Here is a 22,297-nt window from a genome sequence, read left to right as displayed (position 1 = left end):
GCACCGGAACCTGAACGTCCTATGCAACGCATCCTCAATGTGCTGACTCATCCGCGTACGCTCTCGATCGTCGGGATCGTCGCGCTAGCGGCCATCCTCTTCATCGTCGCCGACATGCTGCAGCTGCCGCTCCTGTGGGCGGCGATCGCCTTTGCGGCGATCCTCGCGCTGTGGCTCGTCGTCGCGCTGTGGCGCCGCTGGCGCGTGAAGCGCGCCAACCAGCAGCTCGGCCAGGTGCTGGAAGAGCAGGCGGAAACCGGCAAGATCGCCGCGCCCGCCGCCGCCGCGCTCGCCCCCGACGCGAAGACGGCCGATCTCGACGTGCTGCGCACGCGCCTGTCGGATGCGGTGAAGACGATCAAGACGTCGAAGATCGGCCAGGTGTCGGGCGGCTCCGCGCTGTACGAACTGCCGTGGTACATCGTGATCGGCAACCCGGCCGCGGGCAAGAGCAGCGCCGTGCTCAATTCCGGCCTGCAGTTCCCGTTCGCGGACAAGAACAGCGCCGTGATCCATGGCATCGGCGGTACGCGTAACTGCGACTGGTTCTTCACGACCGAGGGGATCCTGCTCGACACGGCCGGCCGCTATTCGGTGCATGAAGAAGACCGCAGCGAGTGGCTCGGCTTCCTCGGCCTGCTCAAGCGCTATCGCCCGAAGGCGCCGATCAACGGCATCATCGTCACCGCGAGCATCGCCGAACTCACCGGCAACCGCCCCGAATTCGCGATCAACCTCGCGAAAAACCTCCGCCAGCGCGTTCAGGAGCTGACGGAGAAGCTCGAAGTGTTCGCGCCGGTCTACGTGATGTTCACAAAGGCCGACCTGATCACCGGCTTCACCGAATTCTTCAGCAGCAGCGACAAGCACGAATACGACCGCGTGTGGGGCGCCACCCTGCCCTACGAACCCGACGACAAGCGCGACGTCGTCGCGCAGTTCGACACGCACTTCGAGGAGCTCTACGAAGGGCTGAAGGAGATCAGCGTCGCGCAACTGTCGCTGTCGCGCGGCAACCAGCTGTCGCCGGGCCAGTTGAGCTTCCCGCTCGAATTCTCGACGATCAAGCCGTCGCTGCGCGCGTTCCTCGCGACGCTGTTCGAGAACAACCCGTTCCAGTACAAGCCGATCTTCCGCGGCTTCTATTTCACCAGCGCGCTGCAGGAAGGCGAAACCAACAGCGCGGCCGCGCAGCGCATCGCGCATCGCTTCGGCCTCGACGGCGCCGCGCTGCCGAAGCCGCACAGCGCGTTCTCGAAGAACGGCTTCTTCCTGCGCGACCTGTTCTCGAAGGTGATCTTCGCGGACCGTCAGACGGTGCGGCAGTTCGCCAGCCCGACCAAGACGCGACTGCGCTACGCGACCTTCTTCGGCTTCGTCGCGGCGCTTGCACTCGCGCTCGGCGGCTGGACCTGGTCGACGATCGGCAACCAGCAGCTCGTCGCGAACGTGCAGGCCGACCTCGACAACGTCACGCGCCTGCAGCAGGGCCGCAACGACTTGCAGTCGCGCCTGCAGGCGATGGACATCCTCGAGGACCGGATCGAGCAGCTCGAGCAGTTCCGCCGCGACAAGCCGATTTCGGTGTCGCTCGGCCTGTACCAGGGCGACCGTCTCGAGCAGCACCTGCTGACCGAGTACTACAACGGCGTGCGCCAGATCCTGCTGGCCCCGGTGTCGCAGAACCTCGCGTCGTTCATGAAGGACGTGAACGCGCACCCCGAACAGCTCGTGCCGATGACGCGCCCGCCCGAATCGGGCGCCGTGCAGGGTGGCACGATGCCGGTCTCGACGAACGCGGCGGGCGCCGCGCCGCAGGCCGGTGCCGCACTGGCCGCGTCCGGTACCGCGCCGGCCGCAGCGCAGCAGCCGGCCGCACCGCAGGGCGGCCTCTACAGCGACGCGTCGCCGACCAACGTGCAGGATGCGTACAACGCGCTCAAGACGTACCTGATGCTGTCCGACAAGCGCCACGTCGAGCAGGCGCACCTGACCGACCAGCTCGCCCGCTTCTGGCGCGGCTGGCTCGAGACGAATCGCGGCAACATGCCGCGTGACGAGATGATCAAGAGCGCGGAGCGCATGATCTCGTTCTACCTCGCCCGCGTGAACGACGACAACTGGCCGATGATCGACGCGAACCTCGCGCTCGTCGACCAGACCCGCGAGAACCTGCGCCACGTCGTGCGCGGCATGCCGGCCCGCCAGCGCGTGTACGAGGAAATCAAGGCACGCGCGTCGACCCGCTTCGCGCCGATGACCATCGCGCGCATCGTCGGCGACGGCAACCAGGGGCTCGTGGCCGGCAGCTACGCGATTCCGGGCACGTTCACGCGCGAAGCGTGGTTCGACTACGTGCAGCCGGCGATCCGCGACGCGGCGACCAAGGAACTGCAGGCGAAGGACTGGGTGCTGAACACGTCGACACAGGACGACCTGACGCTCGAGGGCAGCCCCGAGCAGATCCAGAAGACGCTGGTCGGCATGTACAAGACCGAGTACGCGCAGCACTGGCAGAAGTTCATGCAGGGTATCGCGGTACAGGGCTTCACCAGCTTCGGCCAGGCCGTCGACGGGATGAACCGCCTCGGCGACCCGCAGGATTCGCCGATCCGCAAGATCCTCGAAACCGCGTACGACCAGACCTCGTGGGACAACCCGTCGCTCGCGAACGTGACGATCAAGAAGGCGCAGACGGGCGTCGTGAACTGGGTCAAGCAACTGTTCTCGCGCTCGCCGGCCGGCCAGGTGGCGGCCGCCAACATCGACATCAACGGCAATCCGGCCGAGGTGCCGATGGGTCCGATCGGCCAGGAGTTCATCGGGCTCGCGCGGATCGTCGCGTTGCATGACGGCACGTCGATGCTCAAGGGCTACATGGAGTCGCTGTCGAAGGTACGCACGCGTTTCAACGTGATCAAGAACCAGGGCGACCCGGGCCCGGGCGCTCGCCAGCTGATGCAGCAGACGCTCGACGGCAACGGTTCGGAACTCGCCGATTCGCTGAAGCTCGTCGACGAGCAGATGCTGACGGGCCTCACCGATTCGCAACGCAAGTCGCTGCGTCCGCTGCTGGTGCGGCCGCTGATGCAGGCGTTCGCGGTCGTGATCCAGCCGGCCAGCGCCGAAGTCAACAAGGTGTGGAACGCGCAGGTCTACCAGCCGTTCCAGAACTCGCTCGCGACGAAGTACCCGTTCGCGGCGAGCGCGAAGGTCGAGGCCGGCGCCGGTGAAATCGCGCAGGTGTTCGGTCCGGACGGCTCGATCGCGAAGTTCGTCGGCACGACGCTCGGGCCGCTCGCGGTGCGCCGCGGCGACACCCTCGCCGCCCGCACGTGGGGCGACATGGGCATCGGCCTCACGCCGGACTTCACGAACGGCTTCGCACGCTGGGTCGCACCGCTCGCCGGCGGTGCTGCAGGCAGCGCCGCCGCGTCGTCCGAGCCGCAGACCGTGTTCCAGATCCTGCCGCAGCCGAGCACGGGCACGACGGAATACACGATCGCGATCGACGGCCAGCAGCTGCGCTACCGCAACACGCCGCCGCAGTGGACCAACTTCGTGTGGCCGAACCCGCAGGGCTCGCCGGGCGCGACGCTGTCCGCGACGACCTTCGACGGCCGCACGGTGCAGCTCGTCAACGAGCCGGGCCGCTACGGTCTCGAGAAGCTGATCAACTCGGCGCAACGCAAGCGCCGTCCGGACGGCACCTTCGACCTGACGTGGGCGCAGGGCAGCGTGAACGTGTCGGTGACGATGCGCATCATCAGCACGTCGCAACCGTCCGGCGGTGGCGGTGACCAGCCGCAGCAGCAGAGCCTGCGTGGCCTGCAACTGCCGTCGTCGGTCGCCGACGCAAGCGCGGGCGCCGCGCAGAACGCAACCCAGACCGCCGGCACGGGCACGCCGGCCGCAGCGCCGGCCGTCGCGGCCGCCAACGCAACGCATGCCCAGGGGGCGCAATGACGCAAACCGTACAGGCGCAGATCGCCTACTTCGGCAAGATTCCGTCGCGCGGCGACTTCGTGAAGAGCCCGCACAACCCGCAGTTGCTGCAGACGCTCGATCGCTGGATCGCGCAGGCACTCGAGCTGCTCGCGGAAGATCCGCGCTGGAAGCTTGTCTACGAGGATGCGAAGCCGATGCATTTCGCGTTCCTCGGCTCGCGCAGCAAGCTCGCGATCGCGGGCCACATGGTCGCGAGCCACGACGTGTCGATGCGCCGCTTCCCGTTCCTCGGTGCGACCGCGCTCGAGGTCGACCGGCCGCTCGCGTTCCTCGCGCGCAGCCCGCTCGCGTTCGCGCGGCTGTGGTCGCGCGTCGCCACGCAGATCCCGCCGCTGCTCGGCAAGGACGAGCCGCCCGGCGCACTGCAGGCGCTCGGCGACACGCAGGTGCCGATCGACATCGGCGGCCCCGGCACGTCGCATGACGGCACCTTCAACGATTTCGTCGAACACCAGACGCTGCACGGCCTCCAGGAGATGCTGCTCGAAAGCGGTCATCCCGTGCGGCTGCGCGGCGCGATGCTCGCGCTCGGCTCGCTGCTGCGGCCGGTGATGCAGAGCGGCTCGTCGCACATCGAGCGCGGCCTCACGCTGCCGTTGCCGGTCGATCCGTTCTATCGCAGCCTCGTCGCCGCGTTCTGGCTCGAACTGATCGCGCCGTTCGTCGCGCAGGCCGACTTCGAGCTCGCGATCTTCATCGGCACGATCGCCGAGCGCGAACGGCTCATCATCGGCTTCAACGGCGCGTCGGCGAAGACGCTGCTGAGCGTCGTCGACCCGCAGACCTACGCCGCCCACAACATCGACATCGACGATCCCGAGTGGATCGACGCCCATGCGCAAAACGATCACCAGATCAGCAAGCTCGTCAGCTACCTCGACCAACCGCAACTCTCGCTGCGTGTCGCCATCGACGCGTTCCGCGAAGCGTTCATCGGAGGCTGACGGGATGCATCGCACGATTCAAGCCCGGCGCGCGCGCTTTTCGGCCGCGCTCTCGCCCGCCGTCGCCGCCCTCCTCGCCGCCGGGCTCTTCGCCAGCGGCGCGGCCTTCGCGCAGAACACCGGCGCGACCGTCACGCCGGTCGGCAACGGCACGGTCGCGACAACCGCGCTCTCCGCTAACCCCGGCGCCGCGCCGGGGACGGCCTCCGGCACTGTCGTGCACGGCACGGCCGGCACCGCGAACACCCTCACGCCGCCGCCCGCGACCGCGACGCCCGGCCAGGTGGTCGTCGGCGGCAAGGTGCCCGACGAGGCGACCAAGGCCGCCGTGCTGCAGAAGCTGCGCGATACCTACGGCGCGACCAACGTCGTCGACCAGATCGAGGTGGGTGATGTCGCCACGCCGCCGAACTGGAGCGCGAACGTGCAGAAGCTGCTCGGCACGCAGCTCAAGCAGATCAGCAAGGGGCAGTTGAAGATCAACGGCACGCAGATCGAGATGAAGGGCGAGGTGCACAACGAGGCGCAACGCCAGCAGCTCGCGAGCGACATGGCGAACACGCTGAACCCGACGTATACGATCAAGAACGGGCTGCGCGTGTCGGCGTCGGAACAGGGCGTGCTCGACCAGACGCTCGCGAACCGGACGATCGAGTTCGAGACCGGCAGCGCGACGCTCACGCCGCAGGGCAAGCTGATCCTCGACCAGATGGCGGCCGCACTCGCGAAGATGCAGAACCGCACGGTCGACATCATCGGCCACACCGACAACTCGGGGAACCGCACGTCGAACATCGCGCTGAGCCAGGCGCGCGCGGATTCGGTGAAGGGCTACCTGATCACGAAGAGCATTCCGCCGCAGCAGATGACGACGACGGGCGTCGGGCCGGATCAGCCGATCGCGCCGAACGATACGGCGGATGGGCGGGCACGGAATCGGCGGATCGAGTTCCGGGTGGGGCAGTAGGCGGCGTGTTTTGCCGCTTCGCGGGCGGTGTTCGCATCGCTTCGTTGGATGCGGGTCGCGCGGGGCTGTCGGCGGGCAGGCCCTCTAAGCGCTCGCTGGCGGCTGTCGAATCGTGACCGGCCGCCAGCCTCGCTATTTCAATCGTCCATCAACGTGACCGGCTTCCCGTGAACGCGCTCCAGCCGACGGGGCGTGACAATCATCAACAGGATGCCCTTGACGGCAAGGCCCGCGAAGAACAGCGAGCACGGGGTCAGCAACACCGTCGAGAACAACAACAAATCCGCTGACGCCGGCAAAGGTGCCCGTATCCTCACAGCCAGGAACACGGCCGGCGTGGTGAACAGGACGAGCCCCTGAACGATCCGGGCAATCGGGCCGCGATGGTTCGACAACGTGCTCAACTGCTGCATTGCCGACAGGCTGTACTGAATCTCGCTGCCGGCATCTCTGAAGGCCTGCGCGATGAACTCGGGCCTCCCGAGAACGGCGGATACCTGACGGGCCGTCATGACCACCCAGAGAAGGGTTCCCGTCACGGCCACTGCGATGCACACGGCGCGAAGCGTCGACGGCATCGGCGTGGATGACACATAAAACATCCACGAGATACCGGCGATCCACACGTAGATCGACGCGTTTGCGAGAACCGCAGCAACGCCGTATAGCCACAGGCGCCCACGCCCGTCGTCGACTCGCCATGCGGCGACCTGGCCGATGCTGGTGGCCAGCGCCACGCCAGCGGCGATCTTCCACGGCAGCGAATCGTCGAGAAACAGCGGCGATCCGATCATAACCGCACATCCGATCAGGAACGCGCCAGCGAGCAGATTCGCTTTGAAGATTGCGAGATATCGATCGTGGATGGTGCAGGGTTCCGTCGTTTCCATTGGCGGTATTGAGTCAAATGCCGTCACGTATTTTCAGGCTGTGGCGGTGCCACGGGAATCGGAGCGTTGCGAAGCAGACGCCGCTGCATGCGGGGCGATATGTGGCCGGTACGACCAGCAACGAATTGCCGGTCATTGCGCGAGGATGACCCTCTTGCCGGTTCGCCTCTCAAGCTTCAACGGCAAATACACACGAAAGAACAGCTGCCGCACATAAAAATTCCCGACAAGTGAGAGCGTCATTGGAAACGCAAGAAGCGAAATAACGATACACAACACGTGGGACCGATGTTCTCGTCAAAAGCGTGCCCCCGAAACGATGCGGCGAAAGGCATCAAATACGCAACCACCGACAACGCCCCTCTTTCACGGGATTTCTTGCCGTCAAGCGATCGATATCCCCGCCACACGAGTGACGCAGAATCAGGTTCTATCAGGCGATCGACGTTCATGAGCCAAGGACGACCTTCTTCCCGGTTTTTCGCTCCAGCTTGATAGCGAGATAAATATGAAAATAAGCGAATCGCACAAAGAATTTCGTCAATAACCAGCAAGTAATAGGAAGCCCTATCGCCGACAGGATAATAAACATCCCGTGCGGCCCACCATTTCCTTCAAAAAGCCGGGCCGACAACATGGAATATCCGATAAGTATCGGACCGACCACCGAAACCAGCCAATACGGGACCGCAATCGACTTCCCCGGTCCGTCCAGTTTTCCGATAACGGAATCGGACTCGTCCGGATACACGATACAATCGCCTTCATCCTTGAAAAGCTGCTTAAGCAATCCAAGTCGATCATTTTCCCGAGCAAAAGCAGCCCACGACAACCAGGCCCAGGTTGCCACCACCACCAAACACATCAAAAGGGCAATCGCACGAATTGCAATCGACATCGGCGCAAAACAAAAATAAAACAACCAGTACGAGCCGAGCAGCATCCAGGTCGGGATAAACCCGACACACACTGCAACCCCCTCCCAAATCAACCGCCTCGATCGCCGATTCAGAAAATAATGCACATACAAAAACAGGGGACACCCGATCTCCAGCATCAAGGCAATGACCCAGGGTAGCCTGGACGACCAAAAACCGTTGAATGCATGCCAATATATGATTATCGGGATGATTCCAATTACCAATCCGATTTTGGCGGCTAACGGATGATCATCAATCCGGGTTCTGTCGCCTTTCCCTGTAGCGCCAGAGCTACGCATCGAAACAGGTTTCATGGCGTTGCCCCGAGCGGAAACACTTGCCACGACGACTGCGAATAAGAATTCCCGTAATCTCCAGGCAATTTCTTCTCCAACTGACTGCCAATCAAATGATATAACTCCGTGATATGGTCATTGAACTTCACAACATTGAACATGACCGCTACGGCATAGCCCACAATCACAATCAGTGCGACAGTTCCAAGCGCAATTGTACCTATTGACGCACCGACCGCCGCACCACCCGCAAGAACCGCTCCTCCTGCAAACAGCAATGAGACGATCCATGTCGTAATGTATGTTGTCATCCACATTTGAGATGTGTCCGAGATAACGGATGCAAAGAGCTTCCCCAAATCTCTCTTTGGCGGCCCACCATCGGCTGACGGCTCATAATCATGCAGCCATGCCATATAGTCCATCGCGATCGTCACACCCAACGCCTTACCCGTCGCCGTCGTCGGTAAAACCGAAGCTTTCGCAGCCCCTTTAGCAGCAAGCTTGGTTCCAGCCAACGATCCGGTTCCTCCAGCGATCGTCATTACCTTGACGTCCGTGGAAACCGTTTTATATACGCCGAGCAGATAACCGACGATTTTTGTCTCTTTGGCGGCCGTCGAAAAAATCAAAGTGAATTCCCCACTCAAATCCCTCTGAATGATGAATGTTCGATTCCAAAACCCCTTAAGTGGCCCCTTCCATATCGTATCGGTCATATATCCGAAGAAACCAGGAATTTGACTGAGCAAAAAATTCCGGGACAACGTATTGAACGGATCCCACTTGTATGCGTCTGCACCACTCTTGAAAAAACCAGTAAGCTCCGGAGGCACCTCCGGCCCGGAAGTTTGCTTGATTTTGAACGCATGAATTGCCGGTAGTCCTTCAGTCGGCACTTCGACCTTGGCTTCGGAATACGGTACTGGGGCCGAAGCTGCGCGACGAGCTTGACCCAAAGCCGAGTTGAATTTTTGTTCGTTCAAACGTGCCTTTGCCTGTTCAAACCCACTCGCCAATAGCGGTGAAACAGGGCGTTGCGACAGCTCGGGGATTTCGCTCAATGCAAGAAGGTCTTTGACGAATTTCTGATCGTCATGCAGGGTAATGAACATCGGCGCCGGCTTATCCTTCGGATCGTCCGTACAACTGTTCGTATAGTCCATCTTGCTGATCGGGTAGCGCCCCAGCACCTTTTCACCCTGCTTGAGAATCAGGCTCCCCTCGAAATTACGGCCGATCCAGATGTGACACGACTCCCCGTCCTTGAACGTCGTCTCACCGGTATTCACCTTCCGCTTCGTGTCATAAAAGCGCCCGGTCGGTCGATCGGGATGCGTCGTCGTGACGGTATACGTCGCGCCGGCATGAAGCTTGATGTCGAACACCACGTCCCGATGCTTGCGCAACAGCACCGTCAGATCCGTCTCGGCTCGGCAGCTCACTGCCTCCCCCGGCAAATCAATACAAACATTATGCTGAACAAGCGGCCTGCCCATTTCACTCTCCCGTCCGTTTGACCTGGCTAGCAACGAACTCGTCAAAATCGATGTTCTTCAATTCCGCCCGGCCTTCCGCGTCGAGCGCGACGCTATGTTCGGTCCCGTCCTCGGTCGCGAACTTGATCGGCTCCCCGTGCGGCACGTTGCCGTCGGCGTCGACATAGCGAATCCGCATGTCCGCCTTGCGGCCTTCCGTCTTGAACGTCTTGTGCAGGCTCGTCGGCCCGCTGAATGCGTGCTGCCCGCCCTTCACGTCGATCTGTCCCGGTGCGTGGATCTCGATGTTGCCGTCCTTGATCCGGACATACGCGCCGCCCGCCGTCAGCAGGATCTCCTGCTTCGCGACGCCTTCGATCGATGCCGTCGCCGACAACACCTTGATCGCCTTCTGCGCAATCATCTCGACGTTGTCGCTGTGGGCCCGGATCTCGACCGGCCCCTTGCCGGCAAAGAGCTTCATGCCCGCGTTCTGCACGAACAGGCTGAGCTTGTCCTTGACGCTCGCCACCAGCGACTTGCCGCTCGCGAGATGCGTGCTTTGACCGCTGACAAGGTTCACGTGCCGATCCGCTGCCACGTGCGCGCTCTGCTGCGACGACACCCCGATCCCCGCCGGGCTGGCGAACAGCATCACCGGCTCCTTGAACGCATTCGCGTCACCCGTCCCACCGCCCGACGTCCTGCCGCCCGACGACGCCCCCGCCACGCTGTTCTTCGTCGCATCGGCGAACTGCTTCAGCGCATCGTGACCGGGGCCGAGGCTTTCGGCCTGATGCATTTCACTGGCCTGCGACATCGATTCCAGCAGCCCGTCTGCATCCGTGAGTTGCGCCCGCGCTTCGCTCGCATCGAGCGGCTGGCTGTTCGCCGGCTTCGGATGCGTCGTGACGTACAACCCCTGCCCGGCCCGCACTGCACCATACGCATCGGTACGCAAGTCGAACCCCGAACCGAGATACGCACCCCGCGTGTTGCCGTTCTGTTCGATCAGGTAGCCGAGATGCAACAGCGAATTCGCGCTGCTGCTGAACAGGCGTGCACGGTTCTGGCCGGTCGCGTCGTCGAGCACCATCTCGTTGTGCCCCGACCCCGCGTACTCCTTCGACCGGAAGCCCGACAGGATGCCGTCGCTATGCCACTGCGGCTTGGTTGCCCCGTTGTAGACCCGATGCATGACGATCGGCCGGTCGCAGTCTCCGCCGATGTAACCGATCAGCACTTCCTCGCCGACCCGCGGAATATGGACGGCGCCGTAGCCGCCGCCGGTATCCGACTGCACGACACGCATCCAGCATGATGCGGTTTCGGTGCCCTCGTTCTGCCGGTCCCAGACGAACATGACCTTGATGCGGTTCAGCGCGTCCGTATATACCTCTTCGCCCTTCGGCCCGACGACGACGGCCGTCTCGAGCTGCATCACGGGCTTCTTGTGCTCGAACGGGCTGCGATACGGCACCGCCGCGCGTTGCGCTTCGACCTCGACGAGGTAGAACCCGGCCGAACCGTCTTCGTGCCCGACTTCGAACGCAGCCGCCGCACCGTGCGCGGCTTTGGCCTGCGCGAGCCGCGCCTGCAGGCTGTGCGGGAAGTTCGCTTCGTGGTCCGAGATCGGCAGGTTGTTCTCGATATACCGTGACACCTTCAAGGCCGCGAATTCCCGGTCCTGCGCCGAATCGCGGTCATGCTCGGGATGGTCCGCCAGCGTGAAGCGCCGCCCGGCATCGATTCCGCGCACGCCGCCCACGCCGAAGAAGCGTTTCGCGCGCGACTCCCATTCCTCGAGGCGGATCTTCGACAGATGCTCGCCGCGATCCTGCCCCGCGTACGTGTACGCACCGGTGTATTCGTAGATTTCCGTCTGGCCCGGCAGATCGCCCTGGCCAGCCTTCGTGGGCAAAGTCGTACCGTTCGGATTGCCGGCCGTCGATGGCGACTTGTAATCGAACGTGCGCGTCGTGTGCTGCGAACTCTGCAAGGTCCGCGACGCAGCCCATTGGGTGAATCCGGCGGTTTCGCTCCCGGTTCCCGAGCGGTCGAACCGGACGGGGTTCGGTGACAGTTCGTCGACCGCGTGCAGGTCGTCGGTAATGACGAGCGTGTGAGCGCTGCCATCCCCGGCATGCCGCCAGAAGCCGAACAGCCCTTCGTCTTCCATCAGGCGATGCACGAAGTTCCAGTCGGTTTCGCTCTGGCGGCAGTACGAGCGCGACGGCAGCGGCTTCGACAGCGCGAACTGATAGCGCCCCTTCGCCTGCGAGTGCATATCGAACACGTCGGCCAGGATCGCGTCGACCGGCTTGTCCTGCCAGTACCGCATGTCGCTGCGGAACTTGAGAAAGTGCATCCACGACGCGAAGGTCAGCTGGTAGCCGGACAGGCTGCCGTCCGTGCCGAGCCGGCGCGCCGTATGGACGTAGCCGTTGATCGGGAGGTACGACTGGTCCGCCTGCTGGATCCACAACGTCATCGGCGTCGCGATCAGCGTCTTGAGTTCGACGTCGCTGGCGGTCGACACGAGGTCGAGCGCCACGCTGAAGTCGCGTCCCAGTTCGGAACAGATCACGGCCCGGCGCGGCACCAGCGCGTTGTTCGGCAGCGACGGGATGTCCGTCTTCAGCAGGCGATCCTGCTGAATCAGGCCACCGCGAATCGCCTGTGCCAGTTCGGTCAGGTTCATGCGTCAATCCACGTTCTTGTCTGCCGCGAGCCCGCCGGGCCCGCGCTCTCAGGTCAAATGCCCGTCGCTCACGACTGCTCGTCCGACCTCACGCCCAGCAACTCACGAATATGCGACAGCGAGCCGTCGTCCTTCACGACGCTCTCGAGCCACTTGTGCAGCGGCATGTCGGCCCATTCGGCGGCCTTGTCGGCGAGATACGCGACCGGGCTGTGCGGCTCGGTCTGGCGGAAATAGCGGGCGACCGCGCGCAACTGGTCGACGGCCTGCGCACGATTCTGGATGCCGGCGATCATCTGCGTCACCGGGGGGCGCGGAACGGGCTGCGGCTGCACGTGAGTCTCCTCGGTCTGGATCGGGTTGCCGAACACCGGCTCGATGCGCTCGGGCTGCGCCTGCGGTGCCGACTGCGTGTGCGGCGCGCTGCCCGTATAACCCTGCTCGCGCGCAAAGCGCTCGGCGAGCCGGTACACGGTTTCGAACGCGTCGCGCGCCTGCCGGAAGCTCGGCGCCGAATCGCCCGCGCGCTCGACGAGCCGTTCCTCGAACGCATCGAGCGCGAATTCGAACGCCTTCAGGTTCGCGAGCAACGCGGTGTAGAACGCGATCGACGTCACGCGTCGCGACGAATCGATCTGCTCGATCGACGGCTTGCCGCGTGCGATGTCGTCCGCATGCTCGGGGTCGCGCTTGATGGCCTGCGCGACGTGCTGCGCCACTTCCCAGTCGAGCGTGCTGAACGCGTTCGACGCGCCGTCCGTCATCGGCACCGCGCGCAGCAGCTCGGCCGTGCGGCCGGACAGCCACGCGACGTTGCCGAGCCGGTGCTCGGTGTCGTCGTCTTCCGGCAGCGGATGCACGGTGTCCCAGAAGTCGCGGCACAGGCCCTCGAGCAGCGCATAGCCTTCGGTGAGGCCGGTGATGCCGTCTTCGAGCGCGAGCGCCTCGGTCAGCCACACGGCGAGCCGCAGGTCCTTGGTGCGCGTGCGCAGCAGCTCGCCTGCATGGTCGACCACGAAGCCCCAGTCGGCCTCCTTGATCTCGGTCACCCACTCGCCCTGGTCGAGCGTCGGATCGTCGTAGCGCCGCGCATCCTGGATCGCGTCGAATTCGTTCGAAAACAGCAGGTCGTCGCCGCTGGGCGACGCATCGCTGATCGGCGTCAGCAGCTCGGGGAGATTGATCGGCATGGTTCGGTCAGTTCATCAAATGCTTGCGTTGCACGGCCGCGCTCATTCGACGGTGTACGTGAATTCGCCGGCCTCGTCCGCGCGCACCGCGATGCGCGCGATGGCCTCGCCGTCGGCGATCCGGCCGAGCACGTGGCCCGCGATCTCCGGCAGCAGCGTGCCGTTCAGGATGTGGTCGACGTTGCGGGCGCCCGAATCGACCTCGGTGCAGCGCGCGAGCACCGCGTCGACGAGCGATTCGTCCCATTCGAACGCGGCCTTGTGGTTCGCCTCGATCCGGCGGCGGATCCGTTCGAGCTTCAGCTCGATGATCTCGGCCAGCACGTCGTCGGAAATCGGGTAGTACGGCACGACCTTCATCCGCCCGAGGAACGCGGGCTTGAACGTCTTGTACAGCTGCGGGCGCAGCGTCTCGGCGAGCGCGTCCGGATCGGGCAGCTCCTCGGCCGGCTTGTTCAGGCACGCCTGCATCACCGCGGAAGAACCGACGTTCGACGTCAGGATGATCAGCGTGTTGCGGAAGTCGATCTCGCGCCCTTCCGCGTCGTCCATCGCGCCCTTGTCGAACACCTGGAAGAACATCTCGAGCACGTCCGGGTGCGCCTTCTCGACCTCGTCGAGCAGCACGACGGAATACGGGTTGCGGCGCACGGCCTCGGTCAGCACACCGCCTTCGCCGTAGCCGACGTAGCCCGGCGGCGAGCCCTTCAGGCCCGACACGCTGTGCGCTTCCTGGTACTCGCTCATGTTGATCGTGACCATCTTGCGCTCGCCGCCGTACAGGATGTCGGCCAGCGCGAGCGCCGTCTCGGTCTTGCCGACGCCCGACGGCCCGACGAACATGAACACGCCGCGCGGCTTGTTCGGATCCTCGAGGCTCGCGGTCGCGGTGCGCACGCGCTGCGCGATCGCTTCCAGCGCGTGGTCCTGGCCGATCACGCGCGCGGCGAGCAGCGGCTGCAGGTTCAACACGGTGTCGATCTCGTCCTTCACCATTCGGCCGAGCGGAATGCCCGTCCACGCGGCGACGATCTCGGCGACCACGTGGCCGTCGACCTGCAGCGGCACCATCGGCTCGCCGCCCTGCAGCGCGTGCAGCGCCGCGACGCGTTCGGCGAGCTTGTCGCGGGTGGCCTGCACGTCGACCGGCTGGCCGTCTTCCGACGGGCCGCGTGCCTTGTCGAGCGCTTCGCGCAGTTCGGTGATCTCGGCGACGATCACGCGCTCGGCTTCATAGCGCGCCTCGTCCTTCGCCAGTTGTTCGAGCGCCGTGTCGCGCGCGCCGCGCAGCTCGCCGAGCCGCTCGTCGTGCGACGCGCCGCCCGCCGCCTCGCGCTCCAGCGACGCGATTTCCGCGTCGATGCGCTCGATGCGCTTCTTCGTGTCGTCGATCGCCGCCGGCGTCGCGCTGTGCGCGAGCGCGACCTTCGCGCACGCGGTGTCGAGCACGCTGATCGCCTTGTCCGGCAGCTGGCGGCCGCTGATGTAGCGGTGCGACAGGCGCACGGCCTCGGTGATCGCATCGTCGAGGATCCGTACGTTGAAGTGCTTCTCCATCAGGCCGGACATGCCGCGCAGCATCGCGGCCGCGAGCGGCTCGCTCGGTTCCTCGACCTTCACGACCTGGAAGCGCCGCGCGAGCGCCGCGTCCTTCTCGAAGTACTTCTTGTATTCGCTCCACGTCGTCGCGGCGATCGTGCGCAGCTCGCCGCGCGCGAGCGCCGGCTTCAGCAGGTTCGCCGCATCGTTCTGGCCGGCCTGGCCGCCCGCGCCGATGATCGTGTGCGCCTCGTCGATGAACAGGATGATCGGATGCGCGCTCTTCTTCACCTCGTCGATCACGCTCTTCAGGCGATTCTCGAACTCGCCCTTCACGCTCGCGCCGGCCTGCAGCAGCCCCATGTCGAGCACGTGCAGCGCGACGCCGCGCAGCGGCGGCGGCACGTCGTCGGCCGCGATGCGCAGCGCGAGACCCTCGACGACCGCCGTTTTGCCGACGCCGGCCTCGCCGGTCATGATCGGGTTGTTCTGGCGGCGGCGCATCAGGATGTCGATCGCCTGGCGGATCTCGGCTTCGCGGCCGATCACCGGGTCGATCTTGCCGTCGCGTGCGCGCTGCGTGAGGTTGGTCGTGTACGTGTCGAGCGCGGGCGTCTTCGACGGGCCGGACGCGGGCGCCAGGCCGTCGGCGGCCGGCGCGACGTCGCTCCCTTCGTCGTCCGCCTGACGCGGCTCGGCTTCGCTCGAGCCGGCCATGATCTCGTCGAACTTGTGCTTCAGGTCCGTCACGTTCATTTCCGCAAACTGCGACGACATCCGTTGCGCGAACTGCGCGAGATCGGGCGCGGTCAGCAGCGCGAGCAGCAGGTGCCCCGAACGGATGCGGCCGAGCTGCGAGTCGAGCGACGCGATCAGCCACGCCTGTTCGAACAGCGCGATCAGGTGCACGGAGAACACCGGCGTGCGCGTGTTGCCCGTCTTCAGGCGCGTCAGTTCGCGCTCGAGATCCGCATGCAGCGCGTGCGGATCGACGCGGCTCGCGCGCAGGGCGAGCGGCAGGTCGCCCGTCGCTTCGTCGAGCAGCGCGAGGAACAGGTGCTCGAGATCGACCTCGTAGTGGCCGCGCGCCAGGCACGCGCTCGCCGCACGCTCGGTCGCGTGGCGGCACAGCGGGTTCAGTTTCGTGATCAGGGTCTTCAGAGGCGTGCTCATGGCGTCGATCTCAGGTTCGATTGCGTGTTGTTGTCGTTCGGAATCAATGAATCACGTGCAGTTCGTAGCGGGCGTCGGAGCGGTCCTCGACCGCGTCGCGCGTACACAGGAACGCGTCCCAGCCGAGCCGCGAGCCCGCGCCGAGCACGCTCGCGCCGACCTCGGTGCGCTTGAGCACGAGCTTCACTTCGTATTCGAGCGTGACGCCGGCAAGCAGCGTCAGCATCCGCTCCAGTGCGATGGCGTGCGCGCCGCCGGGCAGGAACGCCTCGTAGTCGCGCTTGGACAGCGGCCCGACGATGATCCGCGCGCGCATGTCGCGCTGCCACACGCGTTCGCCGACGAGCGCCGTCGCGCCGAGCACCGCGTTGACTTCGCCGAGCACGCTCAGCTGGTCGGGCGGCACGTCGTACCACTTGCCGACGAACTGGTCGATCTTCACCGGCACGCGGAAGTAGTCGGACAGCGTGCGTTGCAGGTACGCGGCCGACATCGGCCGGTGCCGTGCGGCGAGCGCATAGCCGGCCACGGCCTCGTCGAGCACGCCGCCCACGCCGGCCGCGAGACTGTCGCGCACCTCGTCGCTCGGCACGCCCGCGATCGCAAGCAGCAGCGGCAGATAGCGCTCGTCACGATCGAGTTCGTAATGGAACGGCAGCCGGTATTTCTTCCACGCGGCATAGAACAGCGCGGTCGCGCGGTTCGAGAACACGTCGAAGAACGCGCGCGCCGCATGGTCGCGCTTCAGGTGCTCGCGCGCGACGATCTGCTCGGTGTAATGCAGCGGCAGCGCGCCCTGCCCGCCGAGCAGCCCGAAGAACGCGGGCGTCAGCTCGACGTGGCCGAGCTCACCGGCCGCGAGCGCAGCGCCGCGCGCCTCGCCCGTGTCGAGGTGGGTGCCGTCGTCGTCGAACGAACGCGCGCCTTCGATCTCGCTCGGCGGAAAGCCGAGCGACAGCGTGTTGCGGAATTCGATGCGCTGCGCGACCACGTCGCCCTGCCGCCACGCGCCGGGCGCATCCGACGCCTGCCGCGCGAACAGCCCTTCGAGCACGCGCACCGCCTGGAAGAACTCGAAGCGGTGCGGCTCGTCGAGCAGCGCGTCGACTACGCCAGGATCGATTCGCCGGTTCGGGGCTTGCATCGGATGATCTCCTCGCCGGTGCGCTTCGACACGACGACCAATTGAACGAAACTGTTGAGGTGCACGTACAGCCCGAAGAAGCTGTCGAGCACGCGCACGAACGAGGCCAGGCTCGCGCCGACGAAGTGTTCCTCGTCGATCGTCAGGCGGATCTCGATGCCGCGCACGAAGGTCGCGAACGGCTTGCCGGGCAGCCACTGCACGGCGCCGCGCTGCTCGACGCCGACGAGGCCGTCGATCTGGCGCATCGACACGGCGGTGCGCCGCAGGTCGTACAGCGTCAGCATTTCCTTCAGCGGCGCGAGGCCGTGCGCGACCAGCGACACGTGATTGAGCGCGAGGTGCGACACGAGCCGCCAGTGCGCGGCGCGGCCGCGCTCGAAGCGCACGCTCTGCGTCGGGCGGCGCAGCAGTGAAATGCCGCTCGTCTGCGCGCCGCCCTCCTGGAACAGGTCGCCGCCCTCGAGCCCGAACGCGAGCATCGCCGGCAGGTCGCGGTTCGTGCAGGTGAGGTCGAGGCTCAGCGTGTCGGTCTGCGGCGACGTCGGCTCGAAATCGATGTCGACGATCGAGATCTCGGTTTCATAGCCGGGGCTCTTCTGCGCGACCCAGTCGTTGCGGCGTGCGAACCAGTAATGGCCGATCCGCGCCGATTCACCGTGATGCAGCGAATAGAACGGCCGGAATTCGATCACCGATTCCTCGTGCGCCTGCTGCCTCACGAGCTTCACCGAATCGATCGAATACACCTCGTACGCGAACGCGCGCCGCGCCTCGGCGATCACCGGGTAGGACACCGCGCGGTGGGTGATGCGAATCGGCTCGCCGTGCTGGCGGAACAGGTTGACGATCGGCGTGCAGAACAACCGGAAGTGGTTCGCCGTCAGCAGTTCGAGCAGCCGCGCGACGTGCGAATCGCTGCGCACGTCCTGCAGCACGAGATGCAGCGTCGCGCGCTGGCAGCGGCCGCTCGCGCGCGCGATCGCCGCGATGTCGAAGTCGACGAAATCGAACTTGTCGGGGAACGCGAAGTATTCGGTGAGCAGGCGATACGCGGGATGCGATTTCGCCGGGTAGTCGATCAGCGCGTCGTCCTCATCGAAGCCGGCGTGCGCGATCGGCAGCTTGCGCAGCGCGGTCCAGCGGCCGTTGCGCTCGGGTTCGACATACGCGCCGAGCACGTTGACGAACAGGCAGTCGGTCAGCGCGGCGACGAACGACTGCTCGCCGTGCAGGTGCGCGCGCAGCGTCGGCAGCTTCAGCGCGCCGAGATCGAGCTGCGCGGCGAGCGACTCGAACGTGATCGAGATCACGCCCGTCGCGTTCGACGGCAGCACCGTCGCGCTCGGCGCGAGCGCGACCGGCGTATAGCGGGCTTCCGAGATGCGGATCGGCGCGAGCGTCACGTCATAGGCGGTGCGGAACCGGCACTGCACGCCGCGGATCGGGCGGCTCTTCAGCTCGGTGCCGCGATCGATCACGACCGGTTCGGTCTGCTGGCCGGGCGACGCCGGCGTGAACTGCGCGATCGAGCACGACGGGAACGGCCGCAGGTAGTGCGGATACAGCACTTCCAGCAGCGCTTCGGTGAATTCCGGGTAATCGTCGTCGAGCTTCTTGTTGATGCGCGCGCCGAGCAGCGCGAACGACTCGATCATCCGCTCGACGTGCGGATCCTCGCAATGCTCGCCGGATAGCGCGAGCCGCGCCGCGATCTTCGGATAGCGTTCGGCGAAATCTCGCGAATAGCGCCGCAAAAACGATAATTCGCGCTCGTAATACGGCAGCAATTCTTCCATCGACGACCCCGAACCTCAATATTTCCTGCCGGACCCTGTTCCACCACCGGGCGGTCCGGCCCGCTCGGCGGCTTGATTTACTGCATTCTTGCGGCGCGTGCGCGCGTGACCGAATACTGCAGCGTCGAGGGCTGCAGCATCGCGTCGAAACTCACCGGCTCCTCGGCCGGGTGCACGACGAGCAGCGCCTGGATCGCGAAGTAAAGCGCGTTGGTGGCCTGCTCGTTCAGCTCGAACGTCACCTGCACCTGCTGCAGGCGCGGCTCGTGGCGCGCGATGGCCTGCTGGATCGACTTGCAGATGAACGCGCGATCGTAGTGACTCGCCAGGCTCAGCCCCGCGAAATCGTTCAGCCCGTAGGTCAGCACCGACTTCTGGCACTCCGGCAGCGCGGCCAGCTCGTTCTCGGTGTGGGCGATACGGGTATTGAGGATCGCCTCGACGTCGCGGGCGACCGTGTTCTTCAGCTCGTCCAGCGACAATTGCCGCATCGCTGCCGAGGCCGGCAGGTGCGGTTCGTCGTCGAACAGCTTGTCGAGAAAACTGGGTTCGAATCGTTTCATCGGCCGGGATTCACAGCGAAAACGGCAACGGGACGCCGTGCGCCCCGTTGCCGCAACCGACCTTAGACCGCGTAGGTCTTGTCGTTCTTCGTCAGACTCCAGGCGCCTTGCGTGTTGCCGCCCTGGTTGCCGCCGATCTTCTGCTGGGTTTGCTTCCACTGCACAGCTGCGTACTTCAGCGAGAACGTCTCGAGCGGCAGACCTTCCTCGCGAACGCTCGGGGCGATGCTCGAGATGATCACGTACTTGAGCTTGACTTCCAGATACTGCACGCGCTTGCCTTCACCATCAGCGCGCGAGAAATGGACCGTCACCTCGTCGAACGTGGTGCCGCCCGAAGCGTGTTGGTACAGCAGCGGGCTCGACGAATCGATTTCCTTCGTGAAGATCATGTCGCCGTGTTCGCAACGCGTCATCGTGTGACCGCCAGCGGTCGATGCGGTTGCCGAACGCGGCTGAACGATCGAGTGATCCCACGATTTCAGTTCGATCCAGCCCTGGTGGTCCTTATCCGCGGATTCGCCCTTCACCGCGGGACTACCAAACTGCAAGTGCATATGTAACATGGCCCTTCGACTCCCCAAAGAGGTGGTTTTAACGTCCTACCCAGGCGGCCCGCCCGGGCGATTTACTCGCTTATGAATTTGCCGGTTTGGGCAGATCAGCGACAAGTCGCAGAGAAATCGAGAGTTCGTCGAGCTGAAAGTGCGGGCGCAGGAACGCGACCGAACGATACGAGCCCGGCTTGCCCGGAATCTCTGACACTTGTATGGATGCCTCGCGCAGCGGAAATTGCGCTTTCTGTTCCTGCGAGGCGTTGTCGTCGAGCAGGACGTATTGCGAAATCCACCGGTTGAGGAAAGTCTCCACGTTCTGCGCCGATGCGAAACTGCCGATCTTGTCCCGCATCATCGCCTTCAGGTAGTGCGCGACGCGCGATACCGAGAAGATGTACTGAAGCTGGGCGGACAGGACGGCGTTCGCATTCGCGCTGTCGGTGCTGTATTTCTTGGGTTTCTGCACCGACTGCGCAGCGAAGAACGCGGCGTAATCTGAGTTCTTGCAATGGACGAGCGGGATGAAGCCGAGGTCGCTCAGCTCCTTCTCGCGGCGATCGGTGATCGCGATTTCGGTCGGGCACTTCAGCGCGACTTCACCGTCGTCGGTCTTGAACGTGTGGGTCGGCAGGTCCTCGACGAGGCCGCCGCCTTCGACGCCGCGGATCGCCGCGCACCAGCCGAAGTCGTCGAATGCGGCCGTCAGGCGCGCCGCGAACGCCCACGCGGCGTTGCACCACAGGTACTTGTCGTGGTCGGTGCCGTCGACGTCCTCGACGAAGTTGAAGTTCTCCGCGGTCTGGCCGTCCTTCGGATTGAACGGCAGGCGGCCGAGGAAGCGCGGCAGCGTCAGGCCGACGTAGCGCGAATCTTCGGCGTCGCGGAACGACTTCCACTTCGCATATTCGACCGTATCGAACACCTTGCCCAGGTCGCGCGGCTTGCCGAGGTCGGAGAACGACTCGAGGCCGAGCAGCTCGGGCGATGCCGACGCGATGAACGGCGCATGCGCGGCCGCCGCGACGTGCGACATCTGCTCGATGAAGTACATGTCTTCCGGCTGGCGCGAGATCTCGTAATCGCCGATCAGCGCACCGAACGGTGAGCCGCCGAACGTGCCGAATTCTTCTTCGTAGACCTTCTTGAACAGCGCGCTCTGGTCGAACTCGCTCGCGCCCTTGAAATCGCGCACGAGGTCGCGCTTCGGTGCGTGCAGCGCCTTGATCTTGATCGTCTGGCCGGTGTTGCTTTCCTTGACCAGGTAGTCCATCCCGCGCCACGTGCTTTCCAGGCGCTGGAATTCCGGCGCGTGCATCACCGCGGAAAGCTGCGTGGAAATCAGGCGGTCCAGTTCCGCGACGCGCGCATCGATCGTGGCCGACAGGTTGTCCGACACGATCACCGTGCCGTCGAGCACCTGGTGCACGAGTTCGCCGATCAGGTCCTTCGCACGCGCATGCTCGGAATCGGATTTCGCGACCTTGCTCTTCTCGACGATGTCGTCGAGCAGCGAGGTCCCGGCGGCGTAGTCCGCGCCGCTCGCTTGGGCCGCAGCCGTTTGCTGGTTCATCTCAACACTCCGTCGTCATTCGCCGTCTTTGTCGCTGCCCGTGCCCTTCGCGAGCTCCTGCAGCTGCTGCGTGTTCTTCAGCACCTCGGACAGCAGATCCTCGAGCTTGTCGTTGCCGGCGAGCTTGTTGCGCAGGTCGGCGAGCTTCGAGCGCGCCTCGAGCAGGCGGCGCAGCGGCTCGACCTGTTCGACGACTTCGTCCGGGCTGAAATCCGACAGCGAACGGAACTTCAGGTCGACCGCGAACTTGCCGCCTTCCGGGCTCAGGCGGTTTTCCACCTGGAACGCGGCACGCGGCTCGATCGCCTTCATCACGTCGTCGAAATTGTCGCGATCGATGTTGACGAATTTGCGGTCGCGCAGCTTCGGCTGCTCGATTTCGGACTGGCCCGCCAGATCGCCGACGACCCCGACGACGAACGGCAGTTCCTTCACCTCGATCGCATCGCCCTTTTCGACCTCGTAGGTCAATTGGACGCGCGGCGGCCGTATTTTCTGCAAGCTTTTCTGAATGCTTTCTTTCTTGGCCATCTCGACGGCTCCCAGGTTAGTTGTGGT

Annotated in this window: 15 protein-coding genes; 3 read left to right on the top strand and 12 right to left on the bottom strand. The window is 64.7% G+C overall.

What is annotated here, in order from left to right:
* Positions 1–21: 21 nt before the first annotated feature.
* From tssM to CFB50_RS02295, 3 genes are read left to right on the top strand one after another with little or no spacing between them, the layout of a single operon-like run.
* A complete protein-coding gene (gene tssM / locus CFB50_RS02305; protein ID WP_089444858.1) occupies positions 22–3,966 on the top strand; it encodes a type VI secretion system membrane subunit TssM in 3,945 nt (1,314 codons plus the stop codon).
* Positions 3,963–4,952 carry a type VI secretion system-associated protein TagF gene (gene tagF / locus CFB50_RS02300; protein ID WP_069246999.1) on the top strand — a complete coding sequence of 330 codons (990 nt, stop codon included), beginning with the start codon at positions 3,963–3,965 and terminating at the stop codon, positions 4,950–4,952. The genes tssM and tagF overlap by 4 nt, the downstream gene beginning before the upstream one ends.
* Positions 4,953–4,956: 4 nt before the next feature.
* Positions 4,957–5,919, top strand: a complete 963-nt coding sequence (locus CFB50_RS02295) for an OmpA family protein (RefSeq protein WP_089444857.1) — start codon at positions 4,957–4,959, stop codon at positions 5,917–5,919.
* A 137-nt stretch (positions 5,920–6,056) separates the two neighbouring features.
* Here CFB50_RS02295 and CFB50_RS02290 read toward each other — a convergent pair whose 3' ends face one another.
* The 12 genes from CFB50_RS02290 to tssB all read right to left on the bottom strand — a co-directional run bounded on the left by CFB50_RS02290 (position 6,057) and on the right by tssB (position 22,270).
* Positions 6,057–6,809: a hypothetical protein gene (locus CFB50_RS02290; protein ID WP_089444856.1), complete on the bottom strand. Its 753-nt coding sequence runs from the start codon at positions 6,807–6,809 to the stop codon at positions 6,057–6,059.
* Between the two features lie 448 nt (positions 6,810–7,257).
* Complete coding sequence (locus tag CFB50_RS02285; protein WP_089444855.1) at positions 7,258–8,043, bottom strand: hypothetical protein; 786 nt, start codon at positions 8,041–8,043, stop codon at positions 7,258–7,260.
* A complete protein-coding gene (locus CFB50_RS02280; protein ID WP_256978719.1) occupies positions 8,040–9,524 on the bottom strand; it encodes a hypothetical protein in 1,485 nt (494 codons plus the stop codon). Before CFB50_RS02280 ends, CFB50_RS02285 begins: the two co-directional genes overlap by 4 nt.
* A 1-nt stretch (position 9,525) precedes the next feature.
* On the bottom strand, positions 9,526–12,204 hold the full coding sequence (locus tag CFB50_RS02275; RefSeq protein ID WP_089444854.1) for a type VI secretion system Vgr family protein: 2,679 nt from the start codon (positions 12,202–12,204) through the stop codon (positions 9,526–9,528).
* 68 nt (positions 12,205–12,272) lie between these two features.
* The gene (tssA, locus tag CFB50_RS02270) at positions 12,273–13,394 is read right to left on the bottom strand and encodes a type VI secretion system protein TssA (RefSeq protein WP_089444853.1); all 1,122 of its coding nucleotides are present in this window, start codon (positions 13,392–13,394) and stop codon (positions 12,273–12,275) included.
* Between the two features lie 42 nt (positions 13,395–13,436).
* Positions 13,437–16,106, bottom strand: coding sequence for a type VI secretion system ATPase TssH (gene tssH / locus CFB50_RS02265; RefSeq protein WP_089444852.1), 2,670 nt, complete (start codon positions 16,104–16,106; stop codon positions 13,437–13,439).
* Between the two features lie 43 nt (positions 16,107–16,149).
* A complete protein-coding gene (gene tssG / locus CFB50_RS02260) occupies positions 16,150–17,250 on the bottom strand; it encodes a type VI secretion system baseplate subunit TssG (RefSeq protein WP_089444851.1) in 1,101 nt (366 codons plus the stop codon).
* Positions 17,214–19,049, bottom strand: coding sequence for a type VI secretion system baseplate subunit TssF (gene tssF / locus CFB50_RS02255; protein WP_089444850.1), 1,836 nt, complete (start codon positions 19,047–19,049; stop codon positions 17,214–17,216). The genes tssG and tssF overlap by 37 nt, the downstream gene beginning before the upstream one ends.
* A 77-nt stretch (positions 19,050–19,126) precedes the next feature.
* Positions 19,127–19,612: a type VI secretion system baseplate subunit TssE gene (tssE, locus tag CFB50_RS02250; RefSeq protein ID WP_006477092.1), complete on the bottom strand. Its 486-nt coding sequence runs from the start codon at positions 19,610–19,612 to the stop codon at positions 19,127–19,129.
* A 62-nt stretch (positions 19,613–19,674) separates the two neighbouring features.
* Positions 19,675–20,178, bottom strand: a complete 504-nt coding sequence (locus CFB50_RS02245; protein WP_006477093.1) for an Hcp family type VI secretion system effector — start codon at positions 20,176–20,178, stop codon at positions 19,675–19,677.
* A 70-nt stretch (positions 20,179–20,248) separates the two neighbouring features.
* A complete protein-coding gene (gene tssC / locus CFB50_RS02240) occupies positions 20,249–21,739 on the bottom strand; it encodes a type VI secretion system contractile sheath large subunit (protein ID WP_011350759.1) in 1,491 nt (496 codons plus the stop codon).
* 15 nt (positions 21,740–21,754) lie between these two features.
* A complete protein-coding gene (gene tssB / locus CFB50_RS02235) occupies positions 21,755–22,270 on the bottom strand; it encodes a type VI secretion system contractile sheath small subunit (protein ID WP_027783377.1) in 516 nt (171 codons plus the stop codon).
* Positions 22,271–22,297 lie beyond the last annotated feature (27 nt).

The organism is Burkholderia sp. AU33423 (assembly GCF_002223135.1).
In the GTDB taxonomy this organism is placed as follows: Bacteria; Pseudomonadota; Gammaproteobacteria; order Burkholderiales; family Burkholderiaceae; genus Burkholderia; species Burkholderia lata_D.
The sequence above is the reverse complement of the archived record's forward strand: the minus strand, read 5'-3'. Positions and strand labels throughout refer to the sequence as shown.